Origin of the sequence: Jannaschia formosa (genome assembly GCF_003340555.1) — a bacterium.
Lineage (GTDB): Bacteria > Pseudomonadota > Alphaproteobacteria > Rhodobacterales > Rhodobacteraceae > Jannaschia > Jannaschia formosa.
Map to the genome: position 1 here is coordinate 101,400 of NZ_QPLJ01000010.1, position 19,456 is coordinate 120,855.

The window sequence follows — 19,456 nt, forward strand, 5'->3', positions numbered from 1 at the left end:
CTGTCGGTGCACGACCGGCGCCGGGGCGACCTCCGCGTCTGGCCGTGGTGGAGCGTGACCAAGACCGCCATCGCCTGCGCCGTGCTGCGGCTGGCGCGCAGGGGCGCGGTCGAACTGGACGCGCCTCTGCCCGGTTACGGGCACAGCCTTCGCACGCTGCTGCGCCACGAGGCGCGCCTGCCCTGCTACAGCGCCCTGCCCGCCTACCGCGCCGCCGTCGCGGCGGGCGAGGCCGCCTGGCCCGCCGACGACCTGATCGCCCGCTGCGCAAGCCTGCCTCGGCCCGACGGCTGGGCCTATTCCAACCTCGGATATCTGCTGGCCCGCCGCACGCTGGAGGAGGCGACCGGCCTGCCACTGGCGGAGCTGCTGCGGCGCGAGGTGCTGGCGCCCCTGAGCCTTTCGGCGCGGCTGGCGGAGGGGTGCGAGGCGCTGCCCATGACGCCGGGCTACGATTTCGGCTGGGTCTATCACGGCTGCCTCATCGGCCCTGCCGCCGAGGCGGCGGCGATGATGCGAGGCATTCTCGGTGGGGCGCTGCTGGAGCCCAGCGAGCTCGCGCAGATGACGCGCCCCACGCTGCTGGGCGATGCGCTGCCGGGGCGGCCCTGGACGCGGCACGGCTATGGCCTGGGACTGATGATCGGCGAGATGCGCGGGCGCCCGGCCGCCGGTCATTCCGGCGGGGGACCGGGCGCGACCTGCGCGGTCTTCCGGGTCGGCGGCACCGTCGTCGCGGCCTTCGCGACCGACGCAAGGCCCGGCGTGACCGAGCGGGCCGTGGTCAGAGCAGCCCCAACCCCGGATCGCGGCTGACCTGCAGCCGCAGCGCCGCGCAGCGGGCGAAGCGCAGGGTCAGCGCCTTGCGGCGGGCGGGGGCGAGCGGCGTGGGCTCGGGCATGCGCACGACCTCCGCCCCGAAGCCGTCGGCGAGGATCAGGCCGCTCTCAGGCGGCAGGATCCCGGTCGGGAAATCCGTGTCGACGGCCCAGAAGAAGCGGTCGCCCCAGTCGAGATAGCCCTCCCACTTCGCGTCAGACACGTAGTCGGCGCGGGACGACTTGCACTCGACGATCCAGAACTCGCCCTTCGGACCCAGCGCCATGACGTCGAGGCGGCGCCCGCGCTCGGGCGAGAACTCCTCGAGGCAGGTGAAGTCATGGGCGCGCAAATGGCGGGCGACGCCGCGGGCCAGAAGCTGGCCTGGCTGGAGGCTGGGAGCGCAGGTGTCGAGCGTCATGCGCCGCAGTGTGAACGGAGCGCGAACGCCCGTCCAGCCCGAAACCGGCGCTCGTGGCCTGAGTCACGCCGTCGCAGCCGGGCCTCAGACCGCCAGCAGCGTCCCCAGCATCCACAGGCCCATCACCAGCATGGCGAGGTTCTCGCTGAGCGAGATCGCCCCCAGCGGCACCTTCGATCCGCCGCCGACGCAGGCGCAGGTCAGCTCCCGCTTGTCGACATAGACGGCCTTGATCACCGAGACGGCGCCGATGGTGCCGATGAAGATGCCGACCGGCGCGACCAGCCAGATCAGCAGGCTGCCGGTGCCGATCAGGGCCATCATGCCAATGCCGGCATAGAGTTCGAGAAACGGATAGGCGTAGCCGTAGGGCACATGGCGCCGCGCCAGCAGGTCGTAGCCGAGGAAGCCGTTCACGAAGCCCTCCACGTCCTGCAGCTTCTGGATGGCGAGCGCGACCATCGACGTGGCGAGGAACCACTTCACCCACGTCAGGATCGGGAAGCCGTCGTAGAGGTTCAGCACGATCGCCGCCGCCATCAGCGCGGTGGACGAGAAGATCGCGATGACGGGGGCGTAGGTCGTGTCGCCCTCGTCGAGGACGCGATAGCCGAAATGGCGCTTCAGATCGGAATAGCCGCCGATCCGGTCGCCGTCGATGAAGGTGATCGGCGTGGTCTTCACGCCATGCGCCTTCTTGAAGGCGTCGACCTCCTCGCGCGAGGTGAGCAGGTTGTCGTCGATCTCGTAGCCCTTGCGCTTCAGTATGGAGAGGGACTTCAGACCGAAGGGGCAGAGATGGCCGGGCATCGCCATCCGGTAGAGCGAGGCGCGCTTGCCTGTCCCCTCGCTCTTGTCGCGCGCCGCGCGGGGTCCGTCGATCTCTGCCGTGGCGGTCATCGCGGGTCTCCTTCTCGCCTGTTGCCAGGGTCTTGCAACCAAACGCCGCACCCGCGCGGGCGGGTTCCCGAAACTCTCCGCATGAAGCCCTGTTGTCACGGCGCCGGGCCGCGCCTATCTCCTGTCTCGGCGATGCTTCTGCGCTTCCCGTCATCCCGGCATAATTCCGGTGGCCTTAAGCAAATCCGAGGGAGCTGGCTCTGATATGGCCCTGGTCATGTTACCTGGCGCCCACCTGTATATACAGGTCCTCGGGAAGATATGCCCGACGGTCGCCGCGGTTCATCGCCGCCTCAGCGCCCGGCTCCGGCCGGGCGCTATGCGTTTCCGGGTATGGCCTCAGGTCGAAAGGTCGAGCTGTTCCCGCAGCAGGCCCGCAAGCGCCTCGGGATGCGTCATAGGGATCATGTGACCGTCGCCGGTCTCGGCGCGGCGCAGGCGGGGCATCCGTTCCGCCAGCCCGTCCGCGATGCGCGCGACCGGTCGTGGCGGGCTGCGCCGGGTGACGAGCAGCGGCGCGGCCTCGGGCGGCAGCCCGGGCAGGATGCGATGACAGTCCCCGACCAGCGCCCCGGCGCTCTCGGCGATCAGGTGGATGCGGTCGCGGATGTAGCGCCGGGCACCCTCCGGAAGCCCGTCCCAGGATCCGGCGCCCCAGAGCCCGTGGAAGTATCGCGCGGCCGCCGCGCGGTCGCCCGCCGCCAGGGCTTCCCGGAAGGGGGCCATGGCCTGCGCGTCCCAGTCGCGCGCCTCGGGATGGGCGGCGAAGAGCACCGGCTCGACCAGGGTCAGGCTGCGGACGCGGCCCGGATGCTCCGCCAGCAGGCGCAGCGCGACGACGGCGCCGTAGCTGTGGCCGACGATGTCGACGGGCCCTGCGGGCGCCGCCTCCAGCGCGCGGGCGAGCGCCGCGTCCATCATCGCCCCCTCCGCCTCCGGCGCCCTGCCGTGGCCGGGCAGATCCGGCGCGATGCCGTCCACCCCCGGCAAAGCCGCGAAGAGGCCGTTCCAGGCCGCGCCGGAGGCCAGCGCGCAATGCAGCGCCAGCAGCGGCCTCAAAGGGAGGCCAGATACGTGTCCAGATCCTCGATCCTGTCCTGGCCGAAGAACCGCTCGTCGCCGACGACGTAGAAGGGCGCGCCGAAGACACCCGCCGCCACCGCGTCCTCCAGGTTGCGGGCGTAGATTTCTGCGCCCTCCATCATTCCCCTGTTCACCAGAGACCTGTCGAAACCCGCCGCTTCGAGGCAATCGCCGATCACCTCGTCCTCGGCGATGTCGCGCTCCTCGGCCCAGCAGGCGCGGGTGATCCCGGCCACCAGTTCACCGACATCGCCCGACCCGTCCTTCGCCGCCGCGATGATCGCGTAGGACGAAGGTGCGGGGTTCGTCGGCCAATGCGCGGGCTGCAGGTTGATCGGCATGCCCAGCTTCGCGGCCGCGCGGCGCAGTTCCTGCAGGCGGTATTCCCTGCGGCTCTCGTGCCGGTCCTTCGGTGGCGTGCCGCCGGTGCGCGCGAAGAGATCCATGATCGACAGGGGCTTGTAGGCCACCGTCGCGCCGTGGCGGGCGGCGACCTCCTCCATCCGGGTGCCGGTCAGGTAGGTGAAGGGCGAGATGGTGGCGAAGTAGTAGTCGATATGCACGGGCGACGCTCCTGCGGCTCGGGGACGGGCTTGGCGGAAGGGCTATCCCGCCGCGCCGCGCGGGGCAATCGCGCGGGACGCTTTGCCCCCGCGGTCCACGGTGCTAGGGCGGCCCCACCCCGACCCGGCAGCGATTCGCGAGGCCCGCCCCGATGCCCAATACCGATCCCAAGCTCATGTCCGGCAATGCGAACCGCCCCCTGGCGCAGCAGATCGCCCGGCGGATGTCCCTGCATCGCGGCATGAAGGTCGGGCTGGTCGACGCGCGGGTCGAGCGGTTCAATGACGGCGAGATCTTCGTGGAGGTGTTCGAGAACGTCCGCGGCGAGGACATGTTCGTCGTCCAGCCGACCTCGAACCCCGCCAACGACAACCTGATGGAACTGCTGATCATGACCGACGCGCTGCGGCGCAGCTCGGCCGGGCGGATCACCGCGGTCATTCCCTATTTCGGTTATGCCCGCCAGGACCGGCGCACCAAGTCGCGATCCCCGATCTCGGCCAAGCTGGTCGCGAACCTGATCACCAATTCCGGCGTCGAGCGGATCCTGACGATGGACCTGCACGCCGCGCAGATCCAGGGCTTCTTCGACATCCCCGTCGACAACCTCTACGCCTCGCCCATCTTCGAGCTCGACATCCGCTACCACTTCCGCGACTCGATGCAGGACCTGATGGTGGTCTCGCCCGATGTCGGCGGCGTGGCCCGCGCGCGCGAGCTGGCCAAGCGCATCGACGCCCCGCTCTCGATCGTGGACAAGCGCCGCGAGAAGGCGGGCGAGGTCTCCGAGATGACCGTCATCGGCGACGTGGCCGGCAAGAAGGTCATCATCGTCGACGACATCTGCGACACGGCCGGAACGCTCTGCAAGGCGGCCGAGGTGCTGGTCGGGGCAGGTGCGACCGAGGTCCATGCCTACATCACCCACGGGGTGCTGTCGGGTCCGGCGGTGGGCCGGATCACCGAGTCGCGGCTGAAGTCGCTGGTCATCACCGACTCGATCGCGCAGCCGAGGCCGGTGCTCGACTGCGCCAACATCCGGGTGGTGCCGACCGCGCCGATGCTGACCCAGGCGATCCTGAACATCTGGAACGGCACCAGCGTCTCGTCCCTCTTCGAGACCGCGACGCTGGAGCCGATCTACGAGCCGCTCTATCCCGGTCTCGCCCTCGACCAGGTCGGCTGAGCGGCGCGCGTCAGTCCCAGAGGGTGACGAACAGGACCACCGGGGCGATCATGGCGAACCAGATGCACAGGAAGAACGCCGCGTTTCCCGCCTTGTGGTAGAGACGCATCTCGGCGTCATCCTCCTCGCGCGGCGGCATCTTCGCGCCGGTCTCGCGCGCGTGCTGCGTCGCCGCGCGCGCGCGTTCCCACGCACGGTCGATCTCCTCGTCCAGGCGCGCGCGGCGGACCGGGGTGAAGGCCTGTTCTTGCATCGGTGTCTCCCTCGTTTTGACTGTCGGGCAGATGGGGCTCGCCCGTGCCGCGTCCAGTGCGGAAAGGACTGTTTCGCCTCTCTGCGGAACGGATTAGTCAGGCGCGATGGCGTTCGAGATACATCTGATGGCCCCTCCGGGGCTGGAGCCCGTTCTGGCGGACGAAGCGCGCGCCGCGGGCTTCGCCGATCCGCAGGTCGTGCCGGGCGGCGTGACCGTCCGGGGCGGCTGGCCGGAGGTCTGGCGCGCGAACCTGACCTTGCGCGGCGCCGGGCGTGTCTCGGCCCGGATCGGAGAGTTCCGCGCCTTCCACCTCGCCCAGCTCGACAAGCGTGCGCGCAGGTTCCCCTGGGGCGAGGTGCTGCGCCCGGACGTGCCGGTGCAGGTCGAGGTCGCGACCAACCGCAAGTCGAAGATCTACCACGCCGGCGCCGCGCAGGAACGCATCGCCCGCGCCATCCACGAGGAGCTTGGCGCACCTCTGGACGGCCCCGATCCGGTGACGGTGCGGGCGCGGATCGACGACAACCTCGTGATCCTGTCGGTCGACACCTCCGGCGAGCCGCTCCACAAGCGCGGCGCCAAGCAGGCTGTGGGCAAGGCCCCCCTGCGCGAGACGATGGCCGCCCTGCTCCTGCGCGCCTGCGGCTATGAGGGGAGGGAGCCTGTGCTCGACCCGTTCTGCGGCTCCGGCACCTTCGTCCTTGAGGCGGCCGAGATCGCCGCCGGCCTCGCCCCCGGACGCGCCCGCGACTTCGCCTTCGAGCGGCTGGCGACCTTCGATCCCTCCGCCTGGCAGGCGCTCCGCGCCGCGCGCCCCGCCGGCCTGCCCGACCTGCGCTTCCACGGCTCGGACCGCGACGCCGGCGCCTTCGCCGCCGCCCGTGCCAACGCGGAACGGGCGGGCGTCGCGGATCTCTGCCTCTTCGAAAAGCGCAGCGTCAGCGAGATCGTCCCGCCCGACGGCCCCCCGGGCCTCGTCATCGCCAACCCGCCCTACGGCACGCGGATCGGCGAGAAGAAACCGCTCTACGGCCTCTACGGCGCGCTGGGCGCCACGCTGCGGGAGCGGTTCGGGGGCTGGCGCCTCGGGCTGGTGACGAGCGACGCCTCGCTCGCCCGCGCCACCGGGCTGGACCTGACCGAGAGTGCACCCATTGCTCATGGCGGGCTCCGGGTGCGGCTCTACCGGAGCCGGGTGCTGTAGCTCAGCCGAGAATGTCCGCCATCAGGGCCGACTGCGGGTCCCTGAGCGCGTCGATGACGTCGAAATGGTGCCGCCCCCCGGCGACCCGCAGCGGCACGCCCCAAGCCCCCGCCAGCGCCTCCGCCTGCCACAGGAAGCTCGGCCGCTCCGCCCCGCCGACATGCACGGCGACCCTTGGTCCCGACAACGGCGCGCCCAGCGCCGGGCTCTCGGCCTCCGCCTCGGCGGGGTCGAGGCGCAACTCCGCATTCATCGTCTGCGGCACCATCGGGCGCAGGTCGGCGACCGGGCTGATCGGCACGCAGGTCCGGATGCGATCCGCACTCTCCGGCGCCGCGTCCGCCATCACCATGCGCGCGACCAGATGCCCGCCCGCGCTGTGCCCCGTCAGACGGATCGGCCCTGCGACATGCGCCGCAACCGTATCGACGGCGCGGGCGACATGGGCGGTGATCTCCGCGATGCGCGCTCCGGGCGCCAGCGGATAGCCCACCATCGCGACCGCGTGTCCGCGCGCCAGCCCGCCCTCGGCGAAATGCGACCAGTCCCGCCGCCCGAACAGATGCCAGTAGCCGCCATGGACGAAGACCATCAGCCCCTCGGGCTCCCCCTCGGGCCGGAACAGGTCGATAGCCGCCTGCCCCACCGGGATCACCTCGGGCGGGTTCGCGTCGCGGAACGCGGCGGCCTCCGCGGCCCAGCGGGTGGGGTAGTCGTCCCCGCCGGGGATGTAGGGCCGGTTCGCATAGGCGCCGTCCAGCGCCGCCGTGTCCATGTTCTGCCAGCCGTCCATCCAGTCCTCCCGGAACGAAAAAGGGCGCCCGAAGGCGCCCCATCCCAAGCCGATCGCGGCGGTCAGTGCAACCGCTCGCGCACCGTGTCGATCGAGCGGTCGATCATGGCATCGGCATCCGAGGCGGTGGTCTGCTTGGCCAGCACGTCGGCGGCGACGGCGGTGGCGACCATGATGGCCTGGTCGCGGACCTCCTTCACGGCGGCGGCGCGGGCGCTCTCGATCTGCTCTCCGGCGGTGGCGAGGCGGCGCTGGACCGAGGCTTCGAGGTCCTTCTTCGCCTGCACGTTCGAGGCTTCGGCCTCGGCCTTGGCGGTGGCGACGATCTCGTCGGCCTGGGCGCGGGCCTCGCGGGTCTTGCGCTCGTAATCGGCCAGCAGGGCCTTGGCCTCGTCGCGCAGCGACTTGGCTTCGTCGAGGTCCTTGCGGATGCCGGTCGCCCGGTCGTCCAGCATCCCCAGAAGCTTCGAGGGGACCTTGAAGTAGAACAGGATGCCAAGGAAGATGACGAAGCCGATCGTCACCACGAAGTCGGTATTGCGCAGCGAGAAGAAGCCATAGTCGCCGGTCGCGGCCAGCGCGGGCGTGGCCAGAAGGGCGGCAGGCAGGGCCAGGCGGATCATCGTCAGTTCCCCTTCACGCGGGTGTCGACCGCCGCGTCGATGGCGGCCTGGTCGGATTTGCCGCCCAGCGCGCGGACGATCTCGCCGGCGACGTCGCGGGCGACCTCGGCCACGGATTGCGCCGCGCTTGCGCGGATCTCGCCGATCTGCGCCTCGCTCTCGGCGGTCTTCTCGGCGATCTGCGCGTCGGCCTCGGCGATGGCCTTGTCGAGATCGGAGCGGATGGCGGCGCGCGCCTCTTCCGAGATGCGCTGCGCCTCGGCGCGGGCATCGGCCAGCGCCTTGTCATAGGCGGCCTCGGCCTCGGTGGCCTGGCGCTTCAGGTCCTCGGCGGCGGCGATGTCGTTGGATATGGTACCCGCCCGTTCGGCCAGGACGGCGCCAACGCGCGGCAGGGCGATGCGGGTGAGGACGAAGTAGATGGCGGCCAGCGCGACCAGCAGCCAGAAGATCTGGTTGAGATACCAGTCGGCGCAGAGCTGCGGCATGCCGATGGCGCTGCCGTCGATCGGGTTGACGCAGGCGCCGGCTTCGAGTGGGACGACTGGGTCGGCCATGGGTGCCCCCTGATGGGTATGGATCCTGCGGCGGGGGCCCTAGGGGGCCGCCCGCCGAGCGTAAGGACGTCGCTCGCCGATCAGACGGCGAACATCAGCAGCAGCGACACCAGGAAGGCGAAGATGCCGAGGGCTTCCGCGAAGGCGATGCCGATGAACAGGGTCGCGGTCTGGGCGCCCGCGGCCGAGGGGTTGCGCAGCGCGCCGGCCAGGAAGTTGCCGGCCACGTTGCCCACACCGATCGCGGCGGCGCCGGAACCGATGGCGGCGAGGCCCGCGCCGATGAACTTGCCGGTGTCGGCCAGAACGATGATGTCGCCTTCCATGGGGTGTACTCCTTACGATTGGAAGTCTGTCGGGGGTCGTGGGGCGGGCATTGCTTGCCCGCCGCAACTCAGTGATGCGGGTGCAGCGCGTCCTTGAGGTAGACGCAGGTCAGGATCGTGAAGACGTAGGCCTGGATCGCGGCGACCAGCACCTCCAGCGCGAAGATGCCCACGATGCCGAAGATGGCGAGCGGGGCGACCGCGCCGATGGCGGCGAAGCCGGCGAAGACCTTCAGCACCGCGTGGCCGGCCATGATGTTGCCGGCAAGACGAATGGAATGGCTGACCGGCCGCACGAAGTAGGAGATGAGTTCGATCAGCGCGAGGATCGGGCGCAGCGCCAGCGGGGCGGCCGAGACCCAGAAAAGGCCGAGGAACGAGGCGCCGTTCTTCACGAAGCCCAGCACCGTCACCGCGATGAACACGCCGAAGCCCAGCACGGCGGTCACGGCGATCTGGCTGGTGGGCGAGAAGGAGGCCGGGATCAGCGCCAGGAAGTTGGCGAAGAAGATGAACAGGAACAGGGTGAAGATATAGGGGAAGTAGCGGATCGCGTCCTTGCCGGTGACGTCCTCGACCATCTTGTAGATGAAGCCGTAGAACAGCTCGGCCACCGACTGGCTGCGCGAGGGCACGATGGCCCGGCCGCGCGTGCCCAGCACGAACAGCGCGATCACGGCCAGCACTGCCAGCGCCATCCACAGCGTCGCGTTGGTCAGGGTCAGCATGCCGACAGGATCGCCCGCCTCGCCGAACAGCGGCTTGACGATGAACTGGTCCATCGGGTGGAAGACGAGGCTGCCTTCCTCGGAATGGACTTCGACCCCTTCGACAGCCGCGACGCCAGTGTCAGCCATGTCTTCCCTCGTCCTTGGGCGCGCCCGCGCCCGGTTCCCTCAACGCGGCGGCCGCGTCGATCTTGCCCTGCACCTCCTTGGCGGAGGAGATCATCACCTTCACCCCGGCCGCGAAGCCGAGAAGCGTGAACACCACCATCAGGAACGGCTGCGTCCCCAGCAGGTAATCGAGCCCGTAGCCGATGCCGAAGCCGATCCCCAGCCCCGCGACCATCTCGATCACCATCCGCCAGGCGAGCTGCGCCTGAGAGTAGTGCTCCTCCATGTGGTCCTTCTGACCGGGCCCCTTGGCCGCGGCGATGCGAGCCTCGAGGGCGCGCAGGCGGTCGGCGTTCAGGTCGTCGGACATGCAGGTCCTCACGGATGTCGCCGCAGGGTCTAGGCGGCGGACGCCGGGGAGTCAACGCGCGTCTCTGCACCGCAGAAACCGCGCATCTGCAATGGGTTGCCGGACCGACCACCGGCCGGTCGGACCGCGCGGCACCGCCAGTGACATTCAACGCCCCGGTTGAACATGCTTGACGCGCGCCCTGCCCCCGGGCAACGCCCGCCGTCATGCCCGCCTCGCTCGACACCGTCTTCGCCGCGCTCGCCGACCCGACCCGGCGGGCGATCCTTGCGATGCTGCTGGAAGACGACATGGCCGTCACCGACGTCGCGGCGGAGTTCGAGATCTCGCTGGCCGCGATCTCAAAGCATCTCGGCGCGCTCGACCGCGCTGGCCTCATCGCGCGGGAACGGCGCGGCCGTGTCGTCTGGTGCAAGCTGGAGCCGGACGCGCTGCGCGCCGCCTCGGTCTGGATGCAGGGCTTCGGCCAGTTCGACGGCCCCGATCTCGACGCGCTGGAGGCACTGCTCGCCCGCCTCGCGCCGCCTCCCGACCTGCTCGACCAGCTTCTCGCCGCCGAGCGCCGCGTCTGGGACGCGCTGGTCGCGGGCGATGCCGGGGCCGACCGCGCCGCGCTCCACCCGGATTTCCTGGGCCTCTATCCGGAGGGCTACGCGGATCGCGACGCGCATGTCGCGCAACTGGATGATGGTCCGACCGTCGGGACCTTCACCCTCACCGAGGCCCGCGCCTGCACGCCCGGCGACGGCCTCGGCCTACTCACCTACCGCGCCGACTTCACCCGCATCGACGGCCGCCGCGACGCGATGCGCGTCGCAAGCCTCTGGCGCGCGACCCCCGAAGGCTGGGTCAACCTGTTCAGCATGGATGCGCCCATCGCCTGAGGCCGTTGCGCGGGATCGGCGCGGATATCGACGGTGTGCCGAGGCCGAACGCGCCCCCCGTCAAAGCGGCTTCATGGATACCCCGCACGGCGGGAGGGGCAAAGCCCCCTACCCGCCGATCAGCCGCCCGCGCAGGTCGTGCACGAGGCGCTCGATCGGCTCACCCTCCTGCTCGGCCAGCCGCATCAGGCCGAACTGCACCCGCGCCATCTCCTGGTAGTAGGTGGTGTAGACGTAGTTCGTGGCCGCCCCCGCCGCCGCGCCCAGGATCGGCACCGCCTGCGCGGCGACCTTCTGGCCCAGCGGCACGGCGAGGCGGGGGGCGACCTTGGCGATCAGCCCCTGGATCGTCCCGCCGGTCAGCGTCAGCCGCATCGTCACGAAGGACAGGTCCGCCCCGTCGTCATTGTCGAGCGGCCCGGCGGCAGCGAAGACCTTCAGGCAGGCGGCCCGCACCTCGGGGCGCGCCGGGTCCAGCCCGTGCTCGTCCGCGATCCCCTGGATCGCGCGCAGGATCACCGTGGTCGTCACCGGCAGCTCCGCCAGCGCCGTGGGCACGCCGCCGAGCCCCCCCGCCGCGCCGGTGCCGATTGTCACCGCGCGGGTCAGCCAGTCCGAGCCGTCGCGGATCCGCCCGCGCGAAAGGGCTGCGGCGTTGAAGGCCTGCTCCAGCGCCAGCGCCGTCGCGCGTTCCAGCCCCGCCTTCGCGGGGGCGGGCAGCATGTCGAGCAGCCCCTCCGCCCGGCTGCCGATGAAGTTCATCAGCTGGATGCCCGAGGAGTTCGCCGCGCGCATGCGCTGCGCAAGCCTGTCCAGCTCGGCCTCACGGTCGAGCGGCTCGAAGACCTGCTGCTGTCCGATCCGTTCGTCTTTCATGGATCAGAAAATGGGATGGTCCGCGCCCTCCGGCAAGGCCCTTTCGACGGGACCCGAGACGCCCTCCCAGTCCCAGATGCCCAGCACCCGGTCGGGGTTCGTCGGCGGCGGCATCTCGACCCCGTCGAGCCGGGTGAATCCGAAGCGTTCGTAATAGGGTGCGTCGCCCACAAGCAGCACCCGCTCGACCCCGGCGACGGCGGCCCGGTCCAGCCCCGACTGGATCAGCCAGGCGCCCAGCCCCTCGCCCTGCCGCGTCGGGTGGACGGCCACCGGCCCCAGCAGCATCGCGTCCCAGCGCCCGCCCACGCGCACCGGCCAGAACCGGATCGCGCCGGCGACCTCGCCCGCCGCGCCGCGCGCCAGCAGGCACAGGTCCCGCGCCGCCGGAACCCCGTCCCGCAGCCGGTAGGACGACAAGGCCGTCCGCCCCGGCGCGAAGCAGGTGTCGAGCAGCGCCTCGACCTCCCACCGGTCCTGTTCGGTTTCGCGCATCATCTTCATGGGCCGCGTTCTGACCGGCCTCGCCGCCATGCGCCACCCGAAACCGCGAGGTTGCGGCGCGCCCCCCGACCGGCCTAGGCAGGCGCGAGACGCATCGAGGACCCGCACCCCATGTTCTACCGCCCCGAGGATGGCCACGGCCTGCCGCACAACCCGTTCAACGCCATCGTGACGCCGCGCCCCATCGGCTGGATCAGCACCCGCGCGGGTGCGGGCGACAACCTCGCGCCCTACAGTTTCTTCAACGCGGTGGCCTATGTCCCGCCGCAGGTGATGTTCGCCTCGACCTCGTCCAAGGACGACCGCGAGGGCACCAAGGACAGCGTGGCCCAGATCCGCGAGAGCGGGGTCTTCTGCGTCAACATCGTCGAATACGCCGCCCGCGACGCGATGAACGCCACCTCCGGCGCGCATGCCGCCGGGGTGGACGAATTCGCGGTCGCCGGGCTGGAAAAGCGGCAATGCGAGACGATCGACTGCCCGCGCGTGGCCGACGCCCCTGCCGCGCTCGAATGCACCCTGACGCAGATCGTGAAACTGCCGGGCGAGGCCAACTTCGCCGTCTTCGGCGTGGTGACGGGCGTGCATATGCGCGACGACTGCCTCGTCGACGGCCGGTTCGACGTGACGACCTTCCAGCCGCTCTCTCGCCTCGGCTACCGCGACTACGCCCGCGTCACCGAGCTGTTCGAGCTCAAGCGCCCCGACGACTGAGCCCTCGGCGGCGTGCTTGACCCGCGCCCCCGCCCGCCACAGAAGATCCGAAGCCAATCACCCGAGGCGCCGCCATGCACCGCTCCCGCATCAACCGAATCCTCGCCGAGGGCGCCGACACCATCGCCCGCCACGGCTTCGCCCTGCCCCCCTTCGCGTGGTGGAGCCCGGACGAACTCGCCGCCCGCGCCGCCGAGGCGCGCCACGTCGTCGACGCGCGTTGCGGCTGGGACGTGACCGACTACGGCGCGGGCGACTGGGACCGGACGGGCCTGTTCCTCTTCACTCTGCGCAACGGCCTGCTGTCCGACCTGAACGCGGGGCGCGGCATGTGCTATGCCGAGAAGCTGCTGATCTCGCGGCAGGACCAGCTCAGCCCGATGCACACCCATGTCCTGAAGGCGGAGGACATCATCAACCGCGGCGGCGCCACGCTGGTGGTGGAGCTCTACGGCTCCGACGATCACGGCGGCTTCGCCGAGGATCGCGGCGGCCGGGTCTGGCTCGACGGGATCGCGCATGACTACGGGCCGGGCGAGAAGCTGCGCCTCGCCCCGGGCGAAAGCGTCACGCTCCGCCCCGGCGACTGGCACGCCTTCTGGGGCGAGGGCGGCGAGGTGCTGATCGGCGAGGTCTCGACGGTCAACGACGACGAGACCGACAACGTCTTCCGCGACCCGATCGGCCGCTTCTCGGACATCGAGGAAGACGAGCCCCCGACCCACCTCCTCGTCAGCGACTACGCGGCCCGTCTCGGCGGCTGAGCGCCGGGCGCCGGGCCGCACATCCCGGCGCGCTCGCAGCACAATAACCTTCGCCACGATCGCGCCCGTCAGGGGACTCCGCCCCCGCCTCCCCGCCCAGCGCTTAGCCAACCGTCAAGGTTAACGCGCCCGCCGCCCCCCTTTCGATGCTCCCCAAATATGCCGCGGGTGAGCGGCGTCCCGGGATCGGTCCGGTGGACCGATCCAGCCGCGAACGGGCAAGGCCCCGAAGGCGCGGGGGCAGAGTCCGCTCCCCCTCAGGTCTCCCGCAACGCCCGCCGCTGCACCTTCCCCGTCGCCGTCATCGGCAGCTCGGCCACGAAGCGCACCGCGCGCGGCGCCATGTGGGGCGACAGGCGTGCCCGGACCCAGTCGATCAGCTCCGCCTCCAGGCCCTCCGTCCCGCCATCGGCCACGACGAAGGCCGTCACCGCCTCGCCGCGCGTCTCGTCGGGCAGCCCGACGACCGCGCTCATCACCACGCGGGGATGCGCCGTCAGGCAGGTCTCGATCTCCGTCGGCCCGATCCGGTAGCCCGCCGAGGAGATGATGTCGTCGTCCCGCGAGACATAGACGATCACCTCCCCCTCGACGCGGCCCAGGTCGCCGGTCCTGAGCCAGCCGTCCCGCCATTTCTCCGCGGTCTTCTCCGGGTTGCCCCAGTAGCCGAGGAACGTCGCCGGAGAGCCCCGGACGCAGATCTCGCCCTCCGCCGCCTCGGCCCCGTCCGGTCCCCGCACCGAGACCTCCACCCCCGGCACCGCGCGCCCCAGCGCGCCCGGCACCACGTCCTGCGTCCCCGCGCAGGAGGCCATGACGAGGTTGCATTCCGTCTGCCCGTAGATCTCGTTGATCGGCGCCCCCAGCGCCTCCCGCCCCCATGCCAGCAGCCCCGCGCCCAGCGCCTCGCCCCCCGACATGACGGCCCGCAGGGCCAGCCCAGCGGGCGGGTCGGTCCGGCGCAGCATCTTCAGCGCGGTCGGCGGCAGGAAGGCGCAGGTCACCCGCTCCTCGACCATCAGCGCCCAGGCCGCCTCCGGCTCGAACCTGGCGAAGCGCTTCGCGATCAGCGGCACCCCGAACCAGAGCGCCGGGAAGGCCAGGTCCATCAGCCCGCCGATCCAGGCCCAGTCCGCGGGCGTCCAGGCCACGTCGCCCGGCTGCGGGAATCCCTCCAGCGAGGTCTCGACGCAGGGCATGTGCCCCAGCAGGAAGCGATGCGCGTGCAGCACGCCCTTGGGCGGCCCGGTCGTGCCGGAGGTGTAGATCATCATCGCCGAGTCGTCGGCCTGCGTGTCGACCGCCTCCGCCGGCGCTTCGGCCAGCAGGTCCGCCCAGCCGTCGACGTCGATCCGCAGCGTCAGGTCGGGCAGGTCCAGCCCGTCCACCCGCGCCAGCCCGCCCGCGTCCGAGACCACCGCCCGCGCGCCCGAATCGCGCAGCCGGTAGGCCAGCGCCTCCGGCCCGAACAGCGCGAAGAGCGGCAGCGACACCGCGCCCAGCTTCATCGCGGCCAGATGCGCGACGATCACCTCGGCCCGCTGCGCCAGCAGGATCGCGACCCGGTCGCTGCGCCCCACCCCGCGGCGCGCCAGCGCCCCGGCCAGCCGGTCCGAGGCGTCCTTCAGCTCGGCAAAGCTCCAGACCCGCCGCCCGGCGGACAGGTCGACGATCGCCACCCGCTCCGGGTCCTCGGCGGCCCAGGCGTCGCAGCAGGCGGTGGCGATGTTGAACCGCGCGGGGATGTCCCAGCGGAACGCCGCCCGCATCTCATCCCAGGGGGCGAGGTGCGGCAGCATGCGCCGCCGCTCGGCCAGGTCGCTCACGAGGTGGACAGGGTGACCGGATGCAGCCCGGTGATCGGCAGGCCCAGCGCCCGCAGCGCGGCGAGCGAGATCTGCGGCCCGCCGCTGCCCGACCCGATCGGGCGCAGCGTGACCGAGATCGCCTCGCCGTCCCCGGTCCGGACCGTCCCCGGCTGCTCCGACGAGACGAGGCCCGACTTCACCCAGAGCCCCGGCTCGGCCGGATCGCCCAGCGACACTGTCACCGTGCCGAGCTCGCCCCCGGTCGAGGCGGCGGCGGCCTCGCGCGCCGCCTCCTTCTCGGCTTCCGACACGGTGTCGAGCGCCTCTGCCGAGGCCGTCACCGTGCTCGGCGGCGCCACCGGCGCCGCGACCGAGGCCTCCGGCGCGGGGGCCGAGACCTCCGTCGCCTCCGGCAGCGGCGCGGGCGCCTGCGCCCCGGACCCGCCGCCGCCCAGCCCGAAAGGCAGGTTCGCGCAGGCGCCCAGCGCAAGCGGCAGCGTGGATAGGATGAACAGACGGCGCATGGTGATCTCCCCCGATCTTCAGTCGCCGCGATCCTAGAATGCCCCGCTGCAAAACCCCATAGCCCGAGACCCGGGGCTTAGCTTTCGGCAAGCGCCCTCCCTGCTCCGACGCGGATTCCCGCGTGCTGCGGCGTCCGGGGCGGAACCCCGAGGCCCTGCCCCCGGGGCCGCGTCCTCCCGGCGCCCCTGGCGCCCGGGCCGCCACCGGGCGGCGCGACAGCGCGCGTCCGGCCGGGGCTCGATGCCCCGGCCGGACGCTCCCCCCGACCTAAGGCGCCCCCCGCTTCCCTTGCCCCGGCCCGCGCCGAGCCTTACCTTGCGGCGCATGGATCCCCTCATCGACCCCTTCGCGCGCCGCATCGACTACCTGCGGATCTCGGTCACGGACCGCTGCGACTTCCGCTGCACCTATTGCATGTCGGAGCACATGACCTTCCTGCCGAAGAAGGAGCTTCTGACCCTCGAGGAGCTCGAGCGCCTCTGCACCGCCTTCGTCCGCCTCGGCGTCCGCAAGCTCCGCATCACCGGGGGCGAGCCGCTCGTCCGCCGCAACATCCTCTCCTTCTTCGAGGGCATGTCCCAGCATCTGGGCCACGGCCTCGACGAGCTGACGCTGACCACCAACGGCTCCCAGCTCGACCGCTTCGCCGCGCCGCTGGCGCAGGCCGGGGTGCGGCGCGTGAACGTCTCGCTCGACACGCTCGACGCCGACAGGTTCAAGGCGATCACCCGCTGGGGCAGCCTCGACAAGGTGCTGCGCGGCATCGACGCGGCCCGGGCGGCGGGCCTGCGCGTCAAGATCAACACCGTGGCCCTCAAGGGCACCAACGAGGACGAGCTCTTCGACCTCGTGGCCTGGGCCGCGCGCGAGGAACTCGACCTGACCTTCATCGAGGTCATGCCGATGGGCGACATGGGCGACGGCACCGACGGCACCCTGCGGCTCGACCAGTACTGGCCGCTCCGCGACCTGCGCGCGCGCCTTGCCGAACGCTACACGCTCCGCGACCTCGCCCACCGCACCGGCGGCCCGGCCCGCTATGTCGACCTGGCCGAGACCGGGCAGCAGATCGGCTTCATCACGCCGCTCACGCATAATTTCTGCGAAAGCTGCAACCGCGTCCGGCTCACCTGTACCGGCCAGCTCTACATGTGCCTCGGGCAGGAGGACATGGCCGACCTGCGCGCCCCCCTGCGCGCCAGCCCCGACGACGCCGCGCTCGAAGACGCCATCCGCGCCGCCATCGCGCGCAAGCCGAAGGGCCACGATTTCGACTATTCCCGGCAGCGCGCCGACGGCCAGATGTCCCGGCACATGAGCCATACCGGCGGATGAACTACCCCGCGCTGGAGCGTCAGGCCGCCGCCCGCGCCCTGGCGCTGCTCGGCGGCTTCCATGACGGCGAGACGACGACGCTCCTGCTCGGACCCGACCCCGCAACCTTCTGGGCCACCCTGACCGCCAGCCCCGAATGGCGCGGCCCCGACCCGGTCGACCGCTGGTCGCGGCGCGTCCTCACCGCCTGGGCCGCCGAGATCGGGGCCGAGCCGCGCTTCCCCTTCGGCCAGCCCCTCCAGCCCTTCGTCACCTGGATGACGCGGACCGGGCGCTGCCACGTCTCGCCCGCCCACCTGCTCGCCCACAACACGCAGGGCCTCATGGTCAGCGCCCGCGGCGCGCTGGTCCTGCCCCGCCGCATAGCGCTCCCCGACCCGCCGCCCTCCCCCTGCGCGCACTGCCACGCCCCCTGCCTGACCGCCTGCCCGGCGGGCGCCATCGACGCGGCGGGCTACGACCTCGCCGCCTGCCACGCCCATCTCTCTGGCCCGAACGACTGCATGGCGCGGGGCTGCGCCGTCCGCCGCGCCTGCCCCGCCTCGCCGACCCGGCCGCAGGCGCAATCCGCCCATCACATGGCCCATTTCCACCGCGAGTCCCCATGACCCTGATCCTGATGCGCCATGCCAAGTCGAGCTGGGGCGACCCGATGCAGGGCGACCACGAGCGGCCGCTCAACCGCCGCGGGCGCGAGGCGGCGCCCCGCATCGGCGCCTGGCTGCGCGCCAACGGCTACACGCCCGCCCGCATCCTCTGTTCGACCGCGGTCCGCACCCGCGAGACCTGCGCCGCGCTGGGCTTCGACGTCGAACCGGAGTTCCGCTCCGACCTCTACCTGGCCGAGCCCGAGACGATCCTCGCGCTCGCCCGGACCCCGGGTCCCGCGCCGCTCCTGATCCTCGGCCACAACCCCGGCATCGCCGAGGCGGCGGCCCGCGCGGTGGCCCAGCCCCCCGCCCATCCCGACTTCGAGACCTACCCGACCTGCGCCACCACCGTGATCGCCGAGGACGGCCGCGTCCTCGCCTTCGTCGTCCCGAGGGACCTCCCGGCGACCTGACCCGCGCAAGGCGTCACCCCCGGGCGCGACCCCGGGGGTCCGCCGCACCGCCTGTCAATGCCGCTGCATGGCGAGCGCGACGTAGCGCCCGGCCGCGATCTGGCTCCCGACCTGCCTATCGATCCACCCGAGGCACCCAGCCCGCAGGCCGGCGATGCCGACACGCACCACGCGGCGACACTCCTGCCGTCGTCATCCGCCCCTGACGCCTCGCCCTTGGACCGGTCAGTCGGCATTCTGCTCCGGACTTCGGCGAAGGATCTCGCAATCACGACACCGCAAATCTCGACATTTCCCGGCCGTCCGTGACCGGCGACCATGAGACCGCCCCCCGCCTCCGCGACCGCCTCGCGAGGCTCCGAACACCCCGACCGTCAACCGTCCCCGCCGCACAGTCCGCCGTCTGCCCCTGCAAACCGGACGTATGACGCAGATCACCCGTGGATCACCCCTCCATCACCCCCAGAGCCCACGAAGCGGAAAGCGAACACATCCCGGGCGCTCTCCCCCTCGTCGCAGGTTCGCCAACACGCGAATCCCGCCCCCTCACACCGGCAGCGCGGTCTCCGACTTCAGCTCTTCCATCGACAGGAGCGCCGTGACGTTGAACACCCGCACCTCCGAGATCAGCGCCTGGTAGAACACGTCATAGGCGCGCGCGTTCGCCACCCGGACCTTCAGGATGTAGTCGATGTCGCCCGCCAGCCGGTGCGCCTCCTGCACCTCGGGGCGGGCCTTAAGGGCGGCGAGGAAGCGGCGCTGCCACTCCGCCTCGTGCTCCGAAGTCCTTATCAGGACGAAGAAACACGCCTCCAGCCCCAGCGCGTCCGGGTCGACCACCGCAACCGGCGGCCCCATCACGCCGGCCTCGCGCATTTTGCGGATGCGATTCCAGACCGGCGTCTTCGACGAGCCCACCTCGCGCGCGATTTCCTCCAGCGACCGCGAGGCGTCCCGCTGCATCTCCCGGAGGATCTTCCGGTCGAGCGCATCCAACCGGACCTCTGTCTGCGTTTCGCCAGCCATCTGGACCCCTTTCCTGCTC

24 protein-coding genes and 2 pseudogenes are annotated in these 19,456 nt (G+C 71.5%); 10 read left to right on the forward strand and 16 right to left on the reverse strand.

Annotated features, from left to right (window positions below; genetic code table 11):
• Positions 1-6: 6 nt before the first annotated feature.
• Entirely contained in the window at positions 7-816 is an 810-nt protein-coding gene (locus DR046_RS12365; protein WP_280652837.1) for a serine hydrolase domain-containing protein, read from the forward strand.
• On the opposite strand, the gene DR046_RS12370 is transcribed toward DR046_RS12365, so the two are convergent.
• The 4 genes from DR046_RS12370 to DR046_RS23665 form a co-directional block, all read right to left on the reverse strand.
• Positions 785-1,240, reverse strand: coding sequence for an MmcB family DNA repair protein (locus DR046_RS12370; RefSeq protein ID WP_115382699.1), 456 nt, complete (start codon positions 1,238-1,240; stop codon positions 785-787). The two genes, DR046_RS12365 and DR046_RS12370, sit on opposite strands and share 32 nt — an antisense overlap.
• Positions 1,241-1,324: 84 nt before the next feature.
• Complete coding sequence (locus tag DR046_RS12375; RefSeq protein ID WP_245190925.1) at positions 1,325-2,140, reverse strand: MauE/DoxX family redox-associated membrane protein; 816 nt, start codon at positions 2,138-2,140, stop codon at positions 1,325-1,327.
• Between the two features lie 339 nt (positions 2,141-2,479).
• Positions 2,480-3,199 carry an alpha/beta fold hydrolase gene (locus DR046_RS12380; RefSeq protein ID WP_167767096.1) on the reverse strand — a complete coding sequence of 240 codons (720 nt, stop codon included), beginning with the start codon at positions 3,197-3,199 and terminating at the stop codon, positions 2,480-2,482.
• On the reverse strand, positions 3,196-3,786 hold the full coding sequence (locus tag DR046_RS23665) for a 2-hydroxychromene-2-carboxylate isomerase (protein WP_167767097.1): 591 nt from the start codon (positions 3,784-3,786) through the stop codon (positions 3,196-3,198). Before DR046_RS23665 ends, DR046_RS12380 begins: the two co-directional genes overlap by 4 nt.
• A 152-nt stretch (positions 3,787-3,938) precedes the next feature.
• On the opposite strand from DR046_RS23665, the gene DR046_RS12385 reads away from it, so the two are divergent.
• Positions 3,939-4,973 (forward strand): ribose-phosphate pyrophosphokinase, encoded by a 1,035-nt coding sequence (locus DR046_RS12385; RefSeq protein WP_115382701.1) that lies wholly within the window; start codon positions 3,939-3,941, stop codon positions 4,971-4,973.
• Positions 4,974-4,983: 10 nt separating this feature from the next.
• Here the strand turns inward: DR046_RS12385 and DR046_RS12390 are convergent, their stop codons facing one another.
• Positions 4,984-5,226, reverse strand: coding sequence for a hypothetical protein (locus tag DR046_RS12390; RefSeq protein WP_115382702.1), 243 nt, complete (start codon positions 5,224-5,226; stop codon positions 4,984-4,986).
• Positions 5,227-5,332: 106 nt separating this feature from the next.
• On the opposite strand from DR046_RS12390, the gene DR046_RS12395 reads away from it, so the two are divergent.
• A complete protein-coding gene (locus tag DR046_RS12395) occupies positions 5,333-6,433 on the forward strand; it encodes a THUMP domain-containing class I SAM-dependent RNA methyltransferase (protein ID WP_115382703.1) in 1,101 nt (366 codons plus the stop codon).
• A gap of 1 nt (position 6,434) precedes the next feature.
• Here DR046_RS12395 and DR046_RS12400 read toward each other — a convergent pair whose 3' ends face one another.
• From DR046_RS12400 to DR046_RS12425, 6 genes are all read right to left on the reverse strand, one after another.
• Positions 6,435-7,226 carry a hormone-sensitive lipase gene (locus tag DR046_RS12400; protein WP_115382704.1) on the reverse strand — a complete coding sequence of 264 codons (792 nt, stop codon included), beginning with the start codon at positions 7,224-7,226 and terminating at the stop codon, positions 6,435-6,437.
• Between the two features lie 62 nt (positions 7,227-7,288).
• Positions 7,289-7,849, reverse strand: a complete 561-nt coding sequence (locus DR046_RS12405; protein ID WP_115382705.1) for a F0F1 ATP synthase subunit B — start codon at positions 7,847-7,849, stop codon at positions 7,289-7,291.
• 2 nt (positions 7,850-7,851) lie between these two features.
• Positions 7,852-8,406, reverse strand: a complete 555-nt coding sequence (locus DR046_RS12410; RefSeq protein ID WP_115382706.1) for a F0F1 ATP synthase subunit B' — start codon at positions 8,404-8,406, stop codon at positions 7,852-7,854.
• An 80-nt stretch (positions 8,407-8,486) separates the two neighbouring features.
• Entirely contained in the window at positions 8,487-8,732 is a 246-nt protein-coding gene (locus tag DR046_RS12415) for a F0F1 ATP synthase subunit C (protein WP_115382707.1), read from the reverse strand.
• A gap of 68 nt (positions 8,733-8,800) precedes the next feature.
• Positions 8,801-9,589 carry a F0F1 ATP synthase subunit A gene (locus DR046_RS12420; protein WP_115382708.1) on the reverse strand — a complete coding sequence of 263 codons (789 nt, stop codon included), beginning with the start codon at positions 9,587-9,589 and terminating at the stop codon, positions 8,801-8,803.
• Positions 9,582-9,938 (reverse strand): AtpZ/AtpI family protein, encoded by a 357-nt coding sequence (locus tag DR046_RS12425; protein WP_115382709.1) that lies wholly within the window; start codon positions 9,936-9,938, stop codon positions 9,582-9,584. Before DR046_RS12425 ends, DR046_RS12420 begins: the two co-directional genes overlap by 8 nt.
• A 206-nt stretch (positions 9,939-10,144) precedes the next feature.
• Between DR046_RS12425 and DR046_RS24220 the strand changes: the two are divergent.
• Both DR046_RS24220 and DR046_RS24225 read left to right on the forward strand, forming a co-directional pair.
• Positions 10,145-10,453 (forward strand): annotated as a pseudogene (locus DR046_RS24220) (ArsR/SmtB family transcription factor); the annotation flags it as partial.
• A 42-nt stretch (positions 10,454-10,495) separates the two neighbouring features.
• A pseudogene (locus DR046_RS24225) lies at positions 10,496-10,822 on the forward strand (DUF4440 domain-containing protein); the annotation flags it as partial.
• Between the two features lie 108 nt (positions 10,823-10,930).
• On the opposite strand, the gene DR046_RS12435 reads toward DR046_RS24225, so the two are convergent.
• Positions 10,931-11,698, reverse strand: coding sequence for an EcsC family protein (locus DR046_RS12435; protein WP_115382711.1), 768 nt, complete (start codon positions 11,696-11,698; stop codon positions 10,931-10,933).
• A 3-nt stretch (positions 11,699-11,701) separates the two neighbouring features.
• Positions 11,702-12,202 (reverse strand): GNAT family N-acetyltransferase, encoded by a 501-nt coding sequence (locus DR046_RS12440; protein WP_115382712.1) that lies wholly within the window; start codon positions 12,200-12,202, stop codon positions 11,702-11,704.
• A gap of 111 nt (positions 12,203-12,313) precedes the next feature.
• On the opposite strand from DR046_RS12440, the gene DR046_RS12445 reads away from it, so the two are divergent.
• Together DR046_RS12445 and DR046_RS12450 are read left to right on the forward strand one after the other, a co-directional pair.
• Positions 12,314-12,916: a flavin reductase family protein gene (locus DR046_RS12445; RefSeq protein WP_115382713.1), complete on the forward strand. Its 603-nt coding sequence runs from the start codon at positions 12,314-12,316 to the stop codon at positions 12,914-12,916.
• A 74-nt stretch (positions 12,917-12,990) separates the two neighbouring features.
• Entirely contained in the window at positions 12,991-13,680 is a 690-nt protein-coding gene (locus DR046_RS12450; RefSeq protein ID WP_115382714.1) for a D-lyxose/D-mannose family sugar isomerase, read from the forward strand.
• A 257-nt stretch (positions 13,681-13,937) separates the two neighbouring features.
• On the opposite strand, the gene DR046_RS12455 is transcribed toward DR046_RS12450, so the two are convergent.
• The gene (locus DR046_RS12455) at positions 13,938-15,479 is read right to left on the reverse strand and encodes an AMP-binding protein (RefSeq protein ID WP_115382715.1); all 1,542 of its coding nucleotides are present in this window, start codon (positions 15,477-15,479) and stop codon (positions 13,938-13,940) included.
• A 23-nt stretch (positions 15,480-15,502) separates the two neighbouring features.
• Positions 15,503-16,012 carry a hypothetical protein gene (locus DR046_RS12460; RefSeq protein ID WP_167767098.1) on the reverse strand — a complete coding sequence of 170 codons (510 nt, stop codon included), beginning with the start codon at positions 16,010-16,012 and terminating at the stop codon, positions 15,503-15,505.
• Between the two features lie 325 nt (positions 16,013-16,337).
• Here DR046_RS12460 and moaA point away from each other — a divergent pair, with 325 nt between their 5' ends.
• From moaA to DR046_RS12475, 3 genes are read left to right on the forward strand one after another with little or no spacing between them, the layout of a single operon-like run.
• On the forward strand, positions 16,338-17,348 hold the full coding sequence (gene moaA, locus DR046_RS12465; RefSeq protein WP_115382717.1) for a GTP 3',8-cyclase MoaA: 1,011 nt from the start codon (positions 16,338-16,340) through the stop codon (positions 17,346-17,348).
• A complete protein-coding gene (locus tag DR046_RS12470; RefSeq protein WP_115382718.1) occupies positions 17,345-17,956 on the forward strand; it encodes a ferredoxin in 612 nt (203 codons plus the stop codon). Before moaA ends, DR046_RS12470 begins: the two co-directional genes overlap by 4 nt.
• Positions 17,953-18,411 (forward strand): SixA phosphatase family protein, encoded by a 459-nt coding sequence (locus DR046_RS12475; RefSeq protein ID WP_245190926.1) that lies wholly within the window; start codon positions 17,953-17,955, stop codon positions 18,409-18,411. The genes DR046_RS12470 and DR046_RS12475 overlap by 4 nt, the downstream gene beginning before the upstream one ends.
• Before the next feature lie 546 nt (positions 18,412-18,957).
• Here the strand turns inward: DR046_RS12475 and DR046_RS12480 are convergent.
• Positions 18,958-19,437, reverse strand: a complete 480-nt coding sequence (locus DR046_RS12480; protein ID WP_115382719.1) for an Lrp/AsnC family transcriptional regulator — start codon at positions 19,435-19,437, stop codon at positions 18,958-18,960.
• Positions 19,438-19,456: the final 19 nt, after the last annotated feature.